Source organism: Salinispora goodfellowii (assembly GCF_059570675.1).
Map to the genome: position 1 here is coordinate 11776 of NZ_JCANTD010000043.1, position 17763 is coordinate 29538.

The 17763-nt window shown below is 70.2% G+C and carries 12 protein-coding genes and 2 rRNA genes; 3 read left to right on the forward strand and 11 right to left on the reverse strand.

The genetic code is table 11. From position 1 onward, the window contains the following. Window positions 1-107: 107 nt before the first annotated feature. Both T398_RS24375 and T398_RS24380 read right to left on the reverse strand, forming a co-directional pair. Complete coding sequence (locus tag T398_RS24375) at window positions 108-833, reverse strand: TIGR03936 family radical SAM-associated protein (protein ID WP_496450209.1); 726 nt, start codon at window positions 831-833, stop codon at window positions 108-110. 100 nt (window positions 834-933) lie between these two features. Next, window positions 934-2922: a TIGR03960 family B12-binding radical SAM protein gene (locus T398_RS24380; protein ID WP_496450198.1), complete on the reverse strand. Its 1989-nt coding sequence runs from the start codon at window positions 2920-2922 to the stop codon at window positions 934-936. 101 nt (window positions 2923-3023) lie between these two features. Here T398_RS24380 and T398_RS24385 point away from each other — a divergent pair, with 101 nt between their 5' ends. Continuing rightward, entirely contained in the window at window positions 3024-4037 is a 1014-nt protein-coding gene (locus T398_RS24385; RefSeq protein WP_496450199.1) for a hypothetical protein, read from the forward strand. Between the two features lie 79 nt (window positions 4038-4116). On the opposite strand, the gene T398_RS24390 is transcribed toward T398_RS24385, so the two are convergent. From T398_RS24390 to ndk, 4 genes are all read right to left on the reverse strand, one after another. Then, window positions 4117-4815 (reverse strand): lysophospholipid acyltransferase family protein, encoded by a 699-nt coding sequence (locus tag T398_RS24390; RefSeq protein ID WP_496450200.1) that lies wholly within the window; start codon window positions 4813-4815, stop codon window positions 4117-4119. A gap of 184 nt (window positions 4816-4999) precedes the next feature. Continuing rightward, window positions 5000-8179 carry an isoleucine--tRNA ligase gene (gene ileS, locus T398_RS24395; RefSeq protein WP_496450201.1) on the reverse strand — a complete coding sequence of 1060 codons (3180 nt, stop codon included), beginning with the start codon at window positions 8177-8179 and terminating at the stop codon, window positions 5000-5002. A 335-nt stretch (window positions 8180-8514) separates the two neighbouring features. Next, window positions 8515-10077, reverse strand: a complete 1563-nt coding sequence (locus T398_RS24400; protein ID WP_496450202.1) for an alkaline phosphatase D family protein — start codon at window positions 10075-10077, stop codon at window positions 8515-8517. 225 nt (window positions 10078-10302) lie between these two features. Beyond that, the gene (gene ndk, locus T398_RS24405) at window positions 10303-10728 is read right to left on the reverse strand and encodes a nucleoside-diphosphate kinase (RefSeq protein WP_496450203.1); all 426 of its coding nucleotides are present in this window, start codon (window positions 10726-10728) and stop codon (window positions 10303-10305) included. 143 nt (window positions 10729-10871) lie between these two features. On the opposite strand from ndk, the gene T398_RS24410 reads away from it, so the two are divergent. Beyond that, complete coding sequence (locus T398_RS24410; protein ID WP_496450204.1) at window positions 10872-12206, forward strand: VOC family protein; 1335 nt, start codon at window positions 10872-10874, stop codon at window positions 12204-12206. Between the two features lie 5 nt (window positions 12207-12211). Here the strand turns inward: T398_RS24410 and T398_RS24415 are convergent, their stop codons facing one another. From T398_RS24415 to T398_RS24425, 3 genes are read right to left on the reverse strand one after another with little or no spacing between them, the layout of a single operon-like run. Next, the gene (locus tag T398_RS24415; RefSeq protein ID WP_496450205.1) at window positions 12212-12652 is read right to left on the reverse strand and encodes a DUF4233 domain-containing protein; all 441 of its coding nucleotides are present in this window, start codon (window positions 12650-12652) and stop codon (window positions 12212-12214) included. After that, window positions 12649-13983 carry a bifunctional folylpolyglutamate synthase/dihydrofolate synthase gene (locus tag T398_RS24420; RefSeq protein WP_496450206.1) on the reverse strand — a complete coding sequence of 445 codons (1335 nt, stop codon included), beginning with the start codon at window positions 13981-13983 and terminating at the stop codon, window positions 12649-12651. Before T398_RS24420 ends, T398_RS24415 begins: the two co-directional genes overlap by 4 nt. Further along, window positions 13980-16598 carry a valine--tRNA ligase gene (locus T398_RS24425; protein WP_496450207.1) on the reverse strand — a complete coding sequence of 873 codons (2619 nt, stop codon included), beginning with the start codon at window positions 16596-16598 and terminating at the stop codon, window positions 13980-13982. Before T398_RS24425 ends, T398_RS24420 begins: the two co-directional genes overlap by 4 nt. Window positions 16599-16668: 70 nt before the next feature. On the opposite strand from T398_RS24425, the gene T398_RS24430 reads away from it, so the two are divergent. Next, the gene (locus T398_RS24430) at window positions 16669-17349 is read left to right on the forward strand and encodes a hypothetical protein (protein WP_496450208.1); all 681 of its coding nucleotides are present in this window, start codon (window positions 16669-16671) and stop codon (window positions 17347-17349) included. Between the two features lie 129 nt (window positions 17350-17478). Here the strand turns inward: T398_RS24430 and rrf are convergent. Continuing rightward, window positions 17479-17595 (reverse strand): 5S ribosomal RNA (gene rrf / locus T398_RS24435). Between the two features lie 84 nt (window positions 17596-17679). Continuing rightward, window positions 17680-17763: ribosomal RNA gene (locus T398_RS24440) — 23S ribosomal RNA — on the reverse strand; the annotation flags it as partial.

Genomic DNA, 17763 nt, shown 5'->3' on the forward strand with positions numbered 1-17763 from the left:
CCCGGGCGCGGGTGAGCGCTGCCACGCAGGGTCGCCGCAAAAGGTGTTTCCGCCAGTCGCGATCGACGCGACCGGCGAAGTCTGCCTAGCCAGACACCGACCGTCGGTCAGCGTCCATCGATAACTGCCCCGTCGCGGCCCGCGTCCAACGGATCCGCGATCGCACCCTGCGTGGTCAACGTGCCCTGAGCCAGCCGGGTCACCCGCGGCGACACCGGCGGCTCCAGGTCGGCCACCACGCGGAGGCCGGAAAGGACGTCATCGGGTCGAACGGCGGGAGTGACCTGCCGCACGACCAGCTCGAGTATCGCACACGGTACTCCCGCGGCCTCGGAAGGTGTCTCATCCGACATGATCACATTGACATCGATGACAGCTGCCCGAGCGTCAAAAGTCCGCCGGCCCTGCTTGGTCATCCGCTCGACGAAGACCTCGTCCGCGGCGGTGAAGGCGGCCACCGCCGCGCGCAGCACATCCGGGTCCACCTCCGGCAACTCGATCCGCCAGTGCGCCGCCTCGATCCGGTCGACCAGGCTGCCGCCGGTCGCCACCACGGCATCCAGCACGTCGAGTCCGGGCGAGAGGGCCGCGTCAAGCGCAGCCCGCAACGCCGCCGGGTCGACCGGCTCCCGCAACCCGATCTCCAGGTACTCGGCCTCGCTCGCCACGCCGGTCGGCGCGGCGCTGGCATAGGAGATCTTCGGGTGCGGGGTGAAGCCCTGGGAGTACGCCATCGGTACGCCGGCCCGACGCAGCGCCCGCTCAAAGGCGCGCGCGAAGTCTCGGTGCGAGGTGAACCGCAGTGGCCCCCGCTTGGCGTACCGGAGGCGAATCCGCTGGACGACCGGCGCCTGCCCGCCCTCCGGCTGTCGTTTCCTACTGATCGTTGCGCTCCTCGGTTTCAGGCCGACGACGGTCGCCGGTCCCCGGGACCTACTGCTCCTGCTGGGCGCTGGGGACCCGCAGCCCGTTGACCGGGGTCAACGGAAGCAGTTTCCTACCCGTCGGGCCGATCTGAATCTCGGTGTCCATGGCCGGGCAGACACCGCAGTCGAAGCACGGCGTCCACCGGCAGTCATCCTGCTCGTACTCGCCCAGGGCGTCCTGCCAGTCCTGCCAGAGCCAGTCCTTGTCCAGGCCCGAGTCCAGGTGGTCCCAGGGTAGGACCTCCAACTCGTCGCGCTCCCGGGTGGTGTACCAGTCAACGTCGACGCCGAAGTCGGGCAGCACCTCCGCGGCGGCCTCCATCCAACGCTGGTACGAGAAGTGCTCGCTCCACCCGTCGAACCGGCCGCCGTTCTCCCAGACCCGCCGGATCACCGCGCCGACCCGGCGGTCACCGCGGGAGAGTAGGCCCTCGATCAGCGACGGCTCGCCGTCGTGGTAGCGGAAGCCGATCGCCCGGCCCAGTGAGCGATCCGCGTTGACGGCCTGCTTGAGTAGCCGCAGCCGATTGTCGATGACCTCCGGCCCGGCCATCGCGGCCCACTGGAACGGGGTGTGGGGCTTCGGCACGAACCCGCCGATCGAGACCGTGCAGCGGATGTCCCGGCTGCCGGTCGCCGCACGGCCGGCCCGGATCACCTCGTGTGCCATCGCCGCGATCTCGAGGACGTCCTCGTCGGTCTCGGTCGGCAGGCCGCACATGAAGTAGAGCTTCACCTGCCGCCAGCCGTTGGTGTAGGCGGTGACCACGGTCCGGATGAGGTCTTCCTTCGACACCATCTTGTTGATCACCTTGCGGATCCGCTCCGACCCGCCCTCCGGGGCGAAGGTCAGACCGGTCCGCCGGCCGTTGCGGGCCAACTCCTGCGCCAGGTCGATGTTGAACGCGTCCACCCGGGTGGAGGGCAGCGAGAGCGACACGTTGGTGCCCTCGTACTGCTGGGCCAGGCCGGAGCACATGTCGCCGATCTCCGAGTGGTCGGCCGAGGAGAGCGAGAGCAGGCCCACCTCGTGGAAGCCGGAGAACTCCAGCCCCTCCCGTACCATCTGCCCCACCGTGGTGATCGAGCGTTCCCGCACCGGGCGGGTGATCATGCCGGCCTGGCAGAACCGGCAGCCCCGGGTGCAGCCCCGGAAGATCTCCACCGCGTACCGCTCGTGGACCGTCTCCGCCAGTGGCACGATCGGCTTCTTCGGGTACGGCCACGCGTCCAGGTCCATCGTCGTCCGCTTGTGCACCCGAAACGGCACGTCCGGGCGGTTCGGCACGACCCGCTGGATTCGACCGTCGGGCAGGTAGTCCACGTCGTAGAAGCGCGGCACGTAGACACTCTCGGTGCGGGCCAGCCGCAGCAGCAGCTCGTCCCGACCGCCGGGAGAACCCTCCGCCTTCCACTCCCGAACGATCGTGGTGACCTCCAGGACCGCCTCCTCGCCGTCGCCGAGCACCGCGGCGTCAACAAAGGCGGCGATCGGTTCCGGGTTGAACGCAGCGTGGCCACCGGCGACGACCACCGGGTCGGCGTCGCTGCGGTCGGCGGCCAGGAGCGGAATTCCCGCCAGGTCGATCGCGGTGAGCAGGTTCGTGTAGCCCAACTCGGTGGCGAAGGAGACGCCGAAGACGTCGAAGCCCCGCACCGGACGGTGCGCCTCGATGGTGAACTGCGGCACCTGGTGGGCACGCATCAACCGCTCCAGGTCCGGCCAGACCGCGTACGTCCGCTCGGCGAGCACGTCAGGCTGCTCGTTGAGTACCTCGTACAGGATCTGCACGCCCTGGTTGGGCAGGCCGACCTCGTACGCGTCGGGGTACATCAGGGCCCAGCGCACGGCGGCCGTGTCCCAGTCCTTGACCACCGCCCCCAACTCACCGCCGACGTACTGGATGGGCTTGGCGACCTGGGGCAGCAACGGCTCCAGCCGGGGCCACACGGAGTTGGCCACGGCGCTGCGCGGCGTGGTGGACGGGGCACTCATGATGCTCAAGGATACGCGCCCGACCACGAGCCCAACGGCGGCGGCTCACGGACGCGGGTAGATCGGTACTAGCCTCGGGTCGCCGAGAGGAGATTGCCACGATGCCGGAGCCGACCAACGCCGAACCGGACGGCCCGACCCCGACCCGGAGGTTCCCTGCCCGCGGGAGCGCCCCACCACCGCCTCCCGCCGGGAGCGGGTCCGCTGCCGCGCCGCTGCCACGCCGCCGGTCCCGGGAGGAGTCGATCGAGCCCGCCGCGGCGGAGGGGCACCCGGAGGCACCGGAGGACCAGACCCCCGTTGATCCGTGGGCCGGCACCGACACCACCGGGTGGGACCTGCTCTCCATCGAGCTGCCGTCGACCCCACCTGCCCCGCCGGCCCGGTCGAACCCGCCAGCCCCACCTGCCCCGCCGGCCCCGTTTCCTTCGCCGGCCGCACCGGCTCCCACCGGCGCTCCCGCCTCACCTGACCACAGCAACCCGACCCCACGGCCCGCCGGCTCCACCAGTCCACCAGCCCCCGGTCGGCCGACATCGAAGCCAACCGGCGCGACACCGAGCCGCAACCGCCGGCAGTGGCCCTGGGCGCTGCTGTTCGTCATCGCATGCTGCTGCGGCGGCCCGGCCTACTGGGCGACACCGGTGCTCAACCAGTTCCCGGCACACGCCACCCTCCCGACCACGTTCGGGGACCTGCGCCTACTCGACGACCACCACAGCACGGAGACCGCGGCGGAGTTGGCGCGGCAGGTGGACGAGGCGCACTGGACGGCCAGCGATTCCTTCGCCGGCATATACCGCACCGGCGCCGGCAAGCAGGTGACGGTCTTCGGTGGCACCGGCCTCTGGCTCACGCCGAAGTCGACAGCGGAGGCCGAGCTGGAGCGGCTCACCGGCCAGTACGCGCTCGGCCCGTCGCAGGTCGTCGGGACCGGGGTCCGCAGCCGGCACGGAAGCTGTGCTCTTGGCCACGACGACGACACCGACGTCGTGGTCTGCACCTCCGTTGACCACGGCAGCATCGCCACCGCCGTCTTCACCCGGCTCTCGGTGCCAGACAGCGCCACCCTGCTCGGCGCCCTACGGAAGCAGATCGTCGTCCAGTCGGACTGACCCCTCCGGCGTCCGTTCCCGCGACTCGGCCCGGCCCGGCGAGGTCAACCGCCGGAGCCACCGCTCCTTCGGCGTCGGTTCAGACCGGGCCCGGTTCCCCGTCCATCGGCGGACGCCCACGTGCCGGCGCGTACCGCGGGACATACTCCTGACCGGTGAGCTTCTGAATCTCGCTCATCACCTCATCGGTCATGACCCGCAGCGAGCTGCGGTCGTCCGACCGCCCGGTGAAGTCCAACGGCTTGCCGAACCGAACGGTGATCCGCCCGGTGAAGGGGCGGGGCACGCGCGCACCGATCGGCTGCACCTTGTCGGTGCCGATCATGCCGACCGGGATGATCGGCACCCCCGCCGACACCGCGAGCCGGACCGCACCGGTACGTCCACGGTAGAGCCGCCCGTCCGGGGAGCGGGTCCCCTCCGGGTAGACGACGACGAGGTCACCGGAGCGGAGCGCGGGGATGGCCGCGTCGAAGGCGGACAGCGCCGCGCGCCCGCCGCCCCGCTCGACCGGGATGGCGCCGAGACCGGTGAGCACGAAGTTGGAGAACCGCCCCTTCAGCCCGGTGCCCTTGAAGTACTCGGACTTGGCCCAGAAGGCCAGGTGCCGGGGAACCGTCGTGCCGAGGAAGAGCTCGTCGGCGACCGAGAGGTGATTGCCGGCGAAGATCGCGCCGCCGGTCTCCGGCACGTGCTCCAGCCCTTCCACGGTCGGACGGAAGCCCAACCGAAGCGCGGGCCCCAAGGTGAGCTTGCCGATGGTGTAGAGCAGCGGCACTGGTCCTCCGGCAGGTCGAATGCGGGCACAGGGGCGGTGTCACGGTAGCGGACCCCCACCAGGCACCCCGCGCGAGGTGCAGCGGGTCCGCTGACCGAGTGACCAATTTTAAGATCAACCTGGCCGGGCGGGGCGCGGGAGGGCGCGGGCCGCCGGCTACGGCCCGAGCCCTCCCGCACCTCTCCTAAACCTGACGGACGGTCACCGCAACCTGCTCGCCGTCGCCCACCTCACCGGTGAACCCGGACAGCCCCGGGACGAGCTCCACCGAATCGGCCAGCACCTCCCGGGCCACCACCTCGCGGTACGTGGAGACCGCCGCCCACACCTGCTCGGATGCGGCTAGCGCGACCACGATCCGGTCCGAGACATCCAGGTCGGCGTCCCGGCGGGCCTGCTGCACCACCCGGATCACATCCCGGGCCAGCCCTTCGGCCGCCAACTCCGGGGTGACCTCGGTGTCTAGGACGACCACGCCCTCACCACCGGGCAGCGGCGCCGACTGCTCGGCGTCAGCGGCGACCAGCCGCAGCTCGTACTCGCCCTCGGCGAGGGTGACCCCGGCGGCGACCGGTGCACCGTTGACCAGCTCCCACTCACCGGCCTTGACCGCCCTGATCACCTGCTGGACCGCCTTACCGACCCGCGGGCCGAGGGCCCGGGGCACCACCGTCAACACCTGCTCGCAGTAGCTGCCCAGTTCGTCGGTGAACTCGACCCGCTTCACATTGACCTCGTCGGCGACCAGGTCGGCGAAGGGCCGCAGCGCGGCGGCGGCCGGCGTGGCCACGGTCAGCACCGACAGCGGCAGCCGTACCCGCAGACCCCGCGCCTTACGCAGGGACAACGCCGCCGAGGCGACCCCCCGCACGGCGTCCATCGCGGCGACCAGGTCGTGGTCGGCGGGGAACTCCTCCGCCACCGGCCAGTCCGTCAGGTGCACCGAACGCTCACCGGTCAGGCCCCGCCAGATCTCCTCGGCCGTCAGCGGTGCCAGCGGTGCGACCACGCGGCAGACCGCCTCCAGCACCGTCCACAAGGTGCCGAAGGCGTCCTCGTCGCCGGACCAGAACCGGTCCCGCGAACGACGTACGTACCAGTTGGTCAACGCGTCCAGATAGGACCGGACGGTGGCGCAGGCACCGGAGATGTCGTACCCGTCCAGCTGCGCCTGCACCGTGGAGACCAGCTCGTTCGTCTTCGCCAGCACGTACCGGTCGAGCAGGTGCGCCGAGGCGGTGCTCCGCCGCGCCTGACGCCCGTCGGCGTTGGCGTAGAGCGAGAAGAAGTACCAGACGTTCCAGAGCGGCAGCAGCACCTGCCGGACCGCGTCCCGGATGCCGGCCTCGTGCACCGCCATGTCACCACCGCGCAGCACGGGGGAGGACACCAGCATCCAGCGCATCGCGTCCGAGCCGTAGGTGTCAAAGATGTGATAGACATCCGGGTAGTTGCGCAGGCTCTTGGACATCTTGCGCCCATCCGACCCGAGCAGGATGCCGTGGCTCAGGCAGTTGCGGAACGCCGGCCGGTCAAACAACGCCGTGGCGAGCACGTGCATCGTGTAGAACCAGCCGCGGGTCTGCCCGATGTACTCGACGATGAAGTCACCCGGGTAGTGCGACTCGAACCAGTCGGCGTTCTCGAACGGGTAGTGCACCTGGGCGAACGGCATCGCACCGGACTCAAACCAGCAGTCCAGCACCTCCGGGACCCGGCGCATCATGGACTTCCCGGTCGGGTCGTCCGGGTTGGGGCGGACCAGCTCGTCCACCGCCGGCCGGTGCAGGTCGGTCAGGCGGACGCCGAAGTCCCGCTCCAACTCGGCGAGGGAGCCGTAGACATCCACCCGCGGATAGGCCGGGTCGTCGGACCTCCACACCGGGATCGGTGAGCCCCAGAACCGGTTCCGGCTGATCGACCAGTCCCGGGCATTGGCCAGCCACTTGCCGAACGAGCCGTCCTTGATGTGCCCCGGAGTCCAGTTGATCTGCTGGTTGAGCTCGACCATCCGATCCTTGAACCGGGTCACCGCGACGAACCAGGACGACACCGCCTTGTAGACCAGCGGGGTGTCGCAGCGCCAACAGTGTGGGTACGCGTGGGTGTAGGTGTCCTGCCGGAGCACCACGCCCCGCTCCTTCAACTCCCGGATCACCGGCTTGTTGACGTCGAAGACCTGCTCCCCCTGGTACGGCGGGACCAGCGCGGTGAACCGGGTACGTTCGTCCACCGTGACCACCGTCGGTATGCCGGCGGCGTTACAGGTGTTCTGGTCGTCCTCGCCGAACGCCGGCGCCAGGTGCACGATCCCGGTGCCGTCCTCGGTGGTCACGAAATCCGCGCCGAGCACCTGGTACGCGTGCTCCCCCGCCGGCTCGACCAGGAAGTCGTACAGCGGGGTGTACCGGCGACCGACCAGGTCCCGGCCGTACACGGTGCCGACCTGCTGGTAGCCCTCCAACTCCTTGGCGTACGCGGCGACCCGGGCGGCGCCCACCACGTAGCGCTGCCCGTCCCGCTCCAGCACCGCATACTCGATGTCCGGGCCGACGGCGAGCGCGAGGTTGGACGGCAGCGTCCACGGCGTGGTGGTCCACACCCCCAGCGCGACGGCGCCGCGCAGCAGCTCCGGCGCGCTGGAATCCGGGGTGAGCGTCAACCACACGCTGAGCGTCGGGTCATGCCGGTCCCGGTAGACGTCATCCATCCGGGTCTCGGTGTTCGACAGCGGTGTCTCGCACCGCCAGCAGTACGCGAGCACCCGGAAACCCTCGTAGACCAGGCCCTTGTCGTGCAGGCTCTTGAAGGCCCACAGGACGCTCTCCATGTAGTCCAGGTCCAGCGTCTTGTAGTCATTGGAGAAGTCCACCCAACGGGCCTGACGGGTGACGTAACGCTCCCAGTCCTGGGTGAACTCCAGCACCGAGCTCCGGCATGCCTCGTTGAACCGATCCACGCCCAGGTCGAGGATCTCTGCCTTGCTGGTGATGCCGAGCTGCTTCTCGGCGACCACCTCGGCGGGCAGGCCATGGCAGTCCCAGCCGAACCGACGCTCCACCCGCCGGCCACGCATGGTCTGGTAGCGCGGCACCACGTCCTTGACGTAGCCGGTGAAGAGGTGGCCGTAGTGCGGCAGGCCGTTGGCGAACGGCGGGCCGTCGTAGCAGACGTACTCGTTGTCGGCGGGCGCGCCGCCGGCGACGACGCCGTCCGCGGGTCGGCGGGAGGCCGGCCGGGCCTCGACGGATGCCTCGAAGGTTTTGTCGGCCGTCCAGTGCTCCAGGACCCGACGCTCGATCGCGGGCAGGTCCGGGCTCGCGGGGACTCCGGTCGCGGTCGGGTCATGCAACGGATAGGCCATCGGGGGGTCGCGCTCCTTCGCAGCTCACTCTTTGTGGGTCTGCGAGGACGAACCCGCTCCGGACGCCGTCGGCGCGCCGGGCCGGGCCCGCGGTACCACCCCGCTTGGCGGCCAGGATCGACCGCCCGCTCGTTGGCCGGCTGTGACGGGCCGGACCCGTCCGGTTCTACTCGGGCACGGCGGCCCTTTCTTCCGGAGGCTCACCGGTGATAGCCGGTTCGTCGCCATGTGGTCGCCAACCCTACCCGACCCCGGGCAGAGATCGCGGCCCACTTTCCCACCGCCGGACCGGCCGATCACGAAGCTCCGACCAGCTCCTTGATCGGCCGGCGGGGTCACCGCGGAGCGGGAAGCGTCGTGCTCCAGAGTGAGTTGCCGGTGCGTTCCCGCAGGTGGACCGTGCAGGCACCGCTGTCGGCGTCGATACGCACCTCGCCGAAGTGCTGGAAACCCACCGCGGGGCTGGTGTTCCCGCTGGGCGGCGCGTTGACGAAGACCGCCTGCGGGCCGAACGTGCCGTCCAGCCGGTTGGGGCCGAAGGCGCCGGCGTGCGCCGGGCCGGAGACAAACTCCCAGAACGGCGTGAAGTCCCCGATCGCCGCCCGGGCGGGGTCATAGTGGTGGGCGGCGGTGTAGTGGACGTCGGCGGTGAGGAAGAAGATGCCGGTCACCCCGGCGCGATGGGCCGCCCGGAGCACCTCGGCGAACTCCAACTCCCGGCCCGCCGGCGCCCCCGGGTCGCCCTGCGCCACCCCCTCCTGGGCCCCCGAACTGTCCGGCACCACCAGCCCGAGCGGCAGGTCGGCGGCGATCACCTTCCACATCGCCCGGGAGCGGGTCAGCTCACGGATCAGCCACTCCCGCTGCTCCTGGCCGAGCAGCCCCCGGTCCGGGTCCGGGTAGGTGTTCCCATCGTTCGGGTCCTTGTGCGTACGCATGTCCAGCACGAAGACGTCCAACAACGGCCCGTACGGCAGCCGCCGGTAGCGGGGTCCCCGGATCGGGGTGGGTAACCACTCGTCGAACGCCTGCCGGGCGCGGGCGGCGAGCACGTCGACCCGCTTCTCCGTGTACCGGTCATCGGTCAGCACCTCGCCCGGATACCAGTTGTTCGTCACCTCGTGGTCGTCCCACTGGTTGACCTGCGGCACCTCGGCCGCGAACGCCCGCAGGTGCTCGTCGAGCAGGTTGTACGCGTACTGCCCCCGGAACTCCGCCAGGGTCTCGGCGACCTTGCTCTTCTCCGGGGTGACGAGGTTCCGCCAGACCCGCCCGTCCGGCAGCGACACCGTCTCGGGCAGCGGGTTGTCGGCGTACACCGTGTCGCCGCTACAGAGGAAGAAGTCGGGTTCGGCGGCGCGCATGGCGGCGAAGATGGACATGCCACCGAAGTCGGGGGCGATGCCCCAGCCCTGCCCCGCGATATCTGCGGTCCAGACGAACCGGATGTCGCGCCGCGCGCGGGGACCGGGGGCGGCCCGCAGGGAGCCGGTCAGCGGCTCGCTGCACAACCCGGGCCGGTCCAGGCTCTCCGCCCGGACCCGGTAGTACCAGCGCTCACCGGCCGGCAACCCGCGCAGTCGTACCTTGCCGGTGAAGTCCCCGGCCGGGTCCAGGACCGGCCCCCGCAGCCGCCGGGCGTCCCGCAGGTCCGGCCGGCGGCTCACCTCCACCAGCATCCGGCCGGGCCGATCAGCCCGGGTCCACACCACCGCCGACTCGGCGGAGACGCCGCCGCTCTGCACCCCGTGCGTCAGAACGGGACGACCGGCTGGGCGCCAGCCCGCGGCGACCGGCCCGGCGGCGCCACCGACGCCCCCCAGGAGCGTTCCGCCAGCGACTCCCGCCCCCACGGCGAGGCCGGTCCGCAGGAGCGTACGTCGATCAAACTCGGTCATGGTTCCTCCGGGGACGGGGTACTTACCCCACCGGTCTACCGAGCCGACATGACCTTTCCCCACGGCCCAGATGGCCAACCTGGGAACACCCCATGACGACCGCGCCGGGGACGCGACACCACCTTGGCGTGAACGCGACCCTGCCGTCGGCGCAACCCTGCCGTCGGCGCGACCCTGCCGTCGGCGCGACCCTGCCGTCGCGCGACAACGCCGCAGCCGCGATCCTCAGACCAGTTCCGGGAACCAGAGCCCGATCTCGCGCTTCGCGCTGTCGACGGAGTCGGAGGCGTGCACGAGGTTCTCCCGGTTCGACAGCGACAGGTCACCCCGGACGGTGCCGGCCGCGGCCCGCCGGCCATCGGTGACGCCGATCATGCCCCGTACCACCTCGATGACCTGGTCGCCCGAGAGTACGAGCGCGACCAGTGGGCCGCTGGTCATGAAGGTCTTCAGCGGCGGGTAGAAGGGCTTTCCGACGTGCTCGGCGTAGTGCTGATCGGCGAGGTCCTCATCCAGCATCCGCTGCACCATCGCGTCGAGCCGCAGGCCCTTATCCTCGAATCGGGAGAGAATCTCGCCGACCAGCCCGCGGCGGACCGCGTCAGGCTTGATCAATACGAGCGTACGCTCCTCCGGACTGCTGCTGGACACGCTGTTCCTCCTGTACACCGAAGGCGACCGGGCTGGGTACGGTCAGCGTATCGGCCCGGTCTCGGCGTCGGCGCGGCGGTCGGTCCTTCCCCCGACGGGCGAGCCGGCCTAGCCTGACCCCTACCCCCCCCAGGAGGTCCACAGTGGCGAATGGCGGTAGCCGCCCGATCGCGCCGGTCCGCAAGCTGGTCGGCGCGGCGCTGGGCACGGTGGCTACGTTCGTGGTCTTGTTCGGCCTGGGCATGCCAAGTTGGTCGATCGTGGCGCTCGGCGGCGCCATCCTGGTGCTGGCGGTCGCCCTCGCCACGGTTCGCGCCGGCGGGCGCACCTGGGTCATCGGTGAAGGGACCATGCACACCGTCTCCGAACCACCAACCCAGTACGCGTTCGGCCGCTGCGAGCTGCAGCTCTTCATCGACGCACCGGGGCTACCACCCCGATCCAAGAAGATCATCGAGCCGCGGGTGCCGGTCGCCAAGTGGCCGGCACCGGGCCAGACCCTACCGATCCGGGTGGCGCTCGACGACCAGCGGCACGTTCGCGTTCTCTGGGACGAGGTGCTCACCCACACCGAAGCCGCGCGGGTCAGCGGGGCGGACCTGCCCCCGCACTACCCGGATCCGGACCTACCGGCAGAAGAGCTACTGATCCAGCAGGAGGCACCGCCGTGGGCCGGCCGGGCAGCCGACGACGAGTTCCGGGACCCGTACGGCGACCCGGTCCCGTCGCCGACCGAAACCAGCACGGTCGTCGTACACCAGGTCCCCGGTGGCCCGACGGTTCTGGACGGGGAACTGGTCAACCCGCCCGCCCCGGGCGGCCTACCGCGGCGCGCCGCGCCGAGCCCTCGACCTCCCGCCGAACAACGATTCGACCCATCGACCGAGGCGACACCGTTCCCGGCGGCGCCAGTCGAGACCTCGTCCACCGCCACGCCGGCTCGCCCGACCGCCGAAGGGCCCAGACCGACAGCCGAGGGGTTCCGGGTTCCTGCCCCGGCAGACCCGGTCGACCTACCCCTGGACGACCCGATGCCGCCGTACGCCGAGGAATCGGTGATCCCGGACCTGGACGAGGCGATCTTCGGGGAGCCCGCTGGTGACCCGCCGATCGCCGGGGTGGGATTCACCCTGCTCGTCACCAACCTGACGCGGTCGCTCACCTTCTATCAGGACCTCGGCTTCATCGAGGTTGACCAGGGCTCCGGGAACGCGGTGCTCGCCTCCGGGGCGACCCGCCTGGTGCTCCGGGAGGCCACCGAGGCCGTCCCCATCAGCCGTCGACTCGTACATGTCAACCTTGAGGTTGACGACATCGAGGAGGCGTACACGCGGCTGCGCGAATCCGGCGTCCGCTTCACCTATCCGCCGCGGGTCGTCAACCGCGGCTCGAAGCTGGAGGTGTGGGCGGCCGCCTTCCGCGACCCGGACGGGCACGGCATCGCCCTCACCCAGTGGCGGGAACGCGCCGAGGCCTGAGTGGGTCAGCCGAGGATCACCCGCCGCACGTGCAGGGCGTACGCCCACACCAACGCGAAGATGACCCCGAGCACCAACAGCGACCAGTGCAACGCGCCGGCGAGCAGCAACGCGCCCTGCAGAACGATCCCCGCCGGCCAGGCCCAGGCCCGACGGATCATTCCGGCCAGCAGCACCGCCGCCACCGCCAGCGCCACCACAGCGGCGATCGCGGCAGCACTCAACCCGCCGCCGACCACCCGGATCGGCTGGATGGCCAGCACCAGGACCAGCGCCTCAAGGCTCAGGAGCCCGGCACCGAGACCGGCCACCGCCCGCTGCGGACTACGCAACCCGGAGCGGCGCGACGGCGACGCCGAGCCCGGCGACAATCCGGGCGCCGGTCCTGAGCCCTTCGGCTGCCCGGCCGCCGGTCCGGAGTCGGCTGGACGCCCGGCGGCGGTCATCGCTTCAGCAGCCGGCGGGCGTCGGCCACGGTCACCACCGAACCGGTGACGAGTACGCCGATCCCGGCCAGCTCACCGGGGACATCCTGCTCGGCCAGCGCCACCGCCGCCGCAATGGCGTCCGGCATCTGCTCCGCCACCACCACCCGGTCCGGGCCGAAAACGTCGGCGGCGAGGGTCGCCAGTTCCCGGGTGGGCATCGCCCGCGGCGAGCTGTTTCGGGTGACGACCAGCTGGTCAACCACCGGCTCCAGCAGTTCGAGCAGGCCGAACGCGTCCTTGTCACCGAGGACACCGAGGACGGCGACCAGCTTGCTGAACGCGAACTCCTCCTGCAGCGCGGTGACCGTGGCCGCCATGCCCGGCGGGTTGTGTGCGCCGTCGAGCAGCACGGTCGGGGCGGTACGGACCCGCTCCAACCGCCCCGGTGAGCTCACCGCGGCGAACCCCTCCCGGACCGTCTCGACGTTCAGTTGGCGGCGCGCACCCGCGCCGAGGAACGCTTCCACGGCCGCGAGCGCCACGGCGGCGTTCTGCGCCTGGTGGGCACCGTGCAACGGGACGAAGAGCTCCTCGTACTGCCCGCCGAGCCCCTGCAGGGTGAGTACCTGGCCGCCGACCGCGACGGCCCGACGCAACACCCCAAACTCGGCGCCTTCCCGGGCGATCGTCGCGCCGACCTCGGCGCAGCGCTCGAGCACGGGACGCGCTGCCTCCTCCTCCTGCCCGGCCAAGATCACCGTTGCGCCCTTGTGGATGATGCCCGCCTTGTGGAGGGCGATGTCGGAGATCGTGTCGCCGAGCCACTCGGTGTGATCGAGCCCGATCGGAGTCAACACCGTGACCCCGGCCTGAAGGACGTTGGTCGAGTCCTCCGCGCCACCGAGGCCCACCTCGACGACAGCGACATCCACCGGTGCGTCGGCGAAGGTGGCGAAGGCCAACGCCGTGGTCAGGTCGAAGTAGGTCAAGGGCTCCGCGGACCGCTGGTCAACGAGTTGGGCCAGCGGCGCCACCTCGCGGTAGGAGGCGACGAACCGCTGTTCGTCCACCGGCTCGCCGTCCAGGCTGATCCGCTCGCGGACGGTCTCCAGGTGTGGACTGGTGTACCGCCCGGTGTGCAGCCCGAACGCCTGCAACAGCGAGTCGATCATGCGAGCTGTCGAGGTCTTTCCGTTGGTGCCGGTGAGGTGGATCGACGGGTATGCCCGCTGTGGGCTTCCGAGCAGATCCAGCAGCATCTCGATCCGGTCCAGCTCGAAGACCATCCGGGTGAACCCACGAGTGGCGAGTTCCGCCTCGACGGCAGCGAAGTCGGTCTGCTCGATCATGAGGGTAGGGCCTCCAAAGCTGCGTCGATCCGCACCAGGTCGGCCTCGGCGGCGGCGAGCCGGTCGCGGATCTTCTGCACCACCGGCTCGGGCGCCTTCCCCACGAACGCCGGGTTGTCGAGCTTGGTCCGGGCCTGTCCGGCCTCCTTCGCCGCCGCCGCCCGGTCCTTGGTCAACCGCGCCCGCTCGGCCGCCACGTCGATCGACCCGCGGGTGTCCAGCGCAACACCCACCTCGCCGGGGAGGGTCAGCGTGGCACTGGCCTGGAAGTCCGTCCCTGCCGCGTCCAGGCGCACCAGCGACCGGATCAACGGTTCGTGCCCGGCAATGCCGGCGCCGGCCAATCCGTCGAGCCGGGCCACGACCCGCTGGGTCGGACGCAGCCCCTGGTCGGAACGGAACCGCCGGATCTCGGTGACCACCCGCTGGAGCGCGGCGATCTCCGTCTCCGCGGCAGCGTCAACCGACACCCGGTCGGCGGTCGGCCAGGCTGCCGTCATGACGGTCTCGCCGCCGGTCAGCGCGATCCACAACTCGTCGGTGAGGAACGGGATGACCGGGTGCAGCAGCCGCAGCAGTTGGTCCAGCACCTGCCCGAGGACGCGCCGAGTGACGTCCGCAGCCGGACCGCCGGCCGCCAGGAGTGGCTTGGTCAGCTCCACGTACCAGTCGCAGACCTCATCCCACGCGAAGTGGTACAGCAGGTCACAAACCTTTGCGAACTCGTACGCCTCGAACTGCTCGTCCGCCTCCGCGGTGACCCGCGCGAGCCGGGAAAGAATCCACCGGTCAACTGTTGACAGTTCCGTGGCCGGCGGTAGCGCCCCCCGGGTGTGCGCGCCGTTCAACAAGGCGAACCGAGTCGCGTTCCAGAGCTTGTTGCAGAAGTTACGGGAGCCCTGGCACCACTCTTCGCTGACGGCGACGTCCCCGCCGGGGTTCGCACCACGGGCCAGGGTGAACCGGGTGGCGTCGGCGCCGAACCGATCAATCCAGTCCAGCGGATCAACCACATTGCCGAACGACTTCGACATCTTCTTGCCGTGCTCGTCGCGGACCATGCCGTGCAGCGCGACCACATCGAAGGGCTGCCGGCCGTCCATCGCGTAGAGGCCGAACATCATCATCCGGGCGACCCAGAAGAAGAGGATGTCGTAGCCGGTGACCAGGACGCTCGTCGGGTAGAACTTGGCCAGCTCCGGAGTCTGCTCCGGCCAGCCGAGGGTGGAGAACGGCCACAGCCCGCTGGAGAACCAGGTGTCCAGCACGTCCTCGTCCTGGCGCCAGCCGTCGCCGGTCGGCGGCGTCTCGTCCGGACCAACGCAGACGACCTCACCGGCCGGGCCGTACCAGACCGGGATGCGGTGCCCCCACCACAGCTGGCGGGAGATGCACCAGTCGTGCATGTTGTCGACCCAGGCGAAGTACCGCTTGGCCAGCTCCGCCGGCTCAATCCGCACCCGTCCGTCCCGCACCGCGTCGCCAGCCGCCTTGGCCAACGGCGAGGTGTTGATGAACCACTGCAACGACAGGCGGGGCTCCACCGTCGTACGGCAGCGCGAGCAGTGACCGACCGCATGCGAGTACGGGCGCTTCTCGGCCACGATCCGGCCCTGTTCCCGCAGGGCGGCGACGATGGCGGGACGCGCCTCATACCGGTCCAGGCCGGCGAACGGCCCGGGCGCGGTGATGACCCCCCGCTCATCCATGATCGTGTGGGACGGCAGGTCGCGCCGCTGGCCGATCTCGAAGTCGTTTGGGTCGTGCGCCGGGGTCACCTTCACCATGCCAGTGCCGAAGGTCGGGTCAACGTGCTCGTCCCCGACGATCGGAATGCGCCGGCCGGTCAGCGGCAGCTCGACCTCGGTGCCGATCAGGTGCTGGTAGCGCTCGTCCTCGGGATGCACTGCGACGGCGGTGTCGCCGAGCATCGTCTCCGCCCGGGTGGTGGCCACCACGACCTCGTCGCTGTATCGGATCGACACCAGCTCACCGTCGTCGTCCGTGTGCTCCACCTCGATGTCCGACAGCGCGGTGAGGCACCGCGGGCACCAGTTGATGATCCGCTCGGCCCGGTAGATCAACCCGTCGTCGTACAACGCCTTGAACATGGTTTGGACGGCCCGCGACAGGCCCGCGTCCATGGTGAAGCGCTCCCGCTCCCAGTCGACGGAATCGCCGAGCCGGCGCATCTGCCCGAGAATCGCGCCCCCGGACTCGGCCTTCCACTGCCAGACCCGTTCCACGAACGCCTCGCGGCCGAGGTCATGCCGGGACCGGCCCTGCTCGCCCAGCTGCCGCTCCACGACGTTCTGGGTGGCGATACCGGCGTGATCCATCCCGGGTAGCCAGAGCGTCTCGTAGCCCTGCATGCGCTTCCGCCGGGCCAGAGCGTCCTGCATCGTGTGGTCCAGCGCGTGCCCCATGTGCAGCGAGCCGGTGACGTTCGGCGGCGGGATGACGATGGTGTACGGGGGCTTGTCGCTCTCCGCCGACGCGCGGAAGTGTCCGCCGGCTACCCACTGCTCGTACCGTCGCTGCTCCACCTCGCCCGGCAGGTACTGGCCGGCAAGGGTCGGGGCGTCGGGGCGTTGGGCATCCAGTCTCTCGGTCACCCCTGGAAGTCTACGGAGAGCTTCCGCGGACCTTACGTGCGCCACCAGGGCTTCGCGTACGGTGTCGGTTATGTCCAACGGGCACCTCAGTGAGCGCGCCGTCGAAGGGGCTCCCGAGCCAGTCGACCTGACCGACGAGCCGATCCGACTCGACGGCGAGGACCCGGCTCCGAAGCCCAACCGAGCGGGCATCCGGGTTCGTCGCCGCCGGTTGGCCTGGCTGCTGGCGACCGCCGTGGGGCTCGCCGGCGCGGGAACCTTCGGCGCGGTGGGCTGGCGCATCTTCCAGCAGCAGGACGCCACGGTAGCCAGCCCAGCACAGGTGGCCGGGTTGACTCGGGACGACAGCGAGCCGGCCCGCAGTACGGCCGACTATCTCCGGAACGGGTTCGCGGCCGGCATCGAGTTGGACCAGAGCTTCGGCACCGTCTACCGAGATCCGACGGGCGAGCGCCGGCCGGTGCTCGTCTTCGGCGGCACCACGCTGCTCTGGCAGCCCGAACGCGACCTGGACAGTCTGTTCGGGCTGATGGCCGACGAAACTGGCCAGGTCAGCGGGCTGCGGAGCCTCTCCCCGGGCCCACTCGGTGGTGTGCTGAAGTGTGGCACCAGCAGCGGTACGGGCGGGGATTTCACCGTGTGCGGCTGGGCGGACCATGGAAGCGTGGTGATGGGCCTGTTTCCGGATCATCCGTTAGGGGACGCCGCTGACCTGTTCCGGAAAATGCGCAACGAGATGCAGACCCGCTGATCGATCAAAGGGGCTGTGCTGGCGAGGCCGTTGGCGGGTGGTCTGGCGAGGCTGTTGGCGGGTGGTGTTGTCCGGCGGGAAACAGGTTGAGGGCCGACCCGGGTAGGGTCGGCCCTCAACTGAAGTTTTGCCCGGCGGTGTCCTACTCTCCCACACCCTCCCGAGTGCAGTACCATCGGCGCTGGAGGGCTTAGCTTCCGGGTTCGGAATGTAACCGGGCGTTTCCCCTCCGCCATGACCGCCGTAACACTTATCGACATATCAAACACACCCAACACCACAGGCAATGTTTGTTTGTCAAGAGTTACACAGTGGACGCGTAGCAACTTAGTAGTCAAGTCCTCGGCCTATTAGTACCGGTCAACTGAACCCGTTACCGAGCTTACATTTCCGGCCTATCAACCCAGTCGTCTA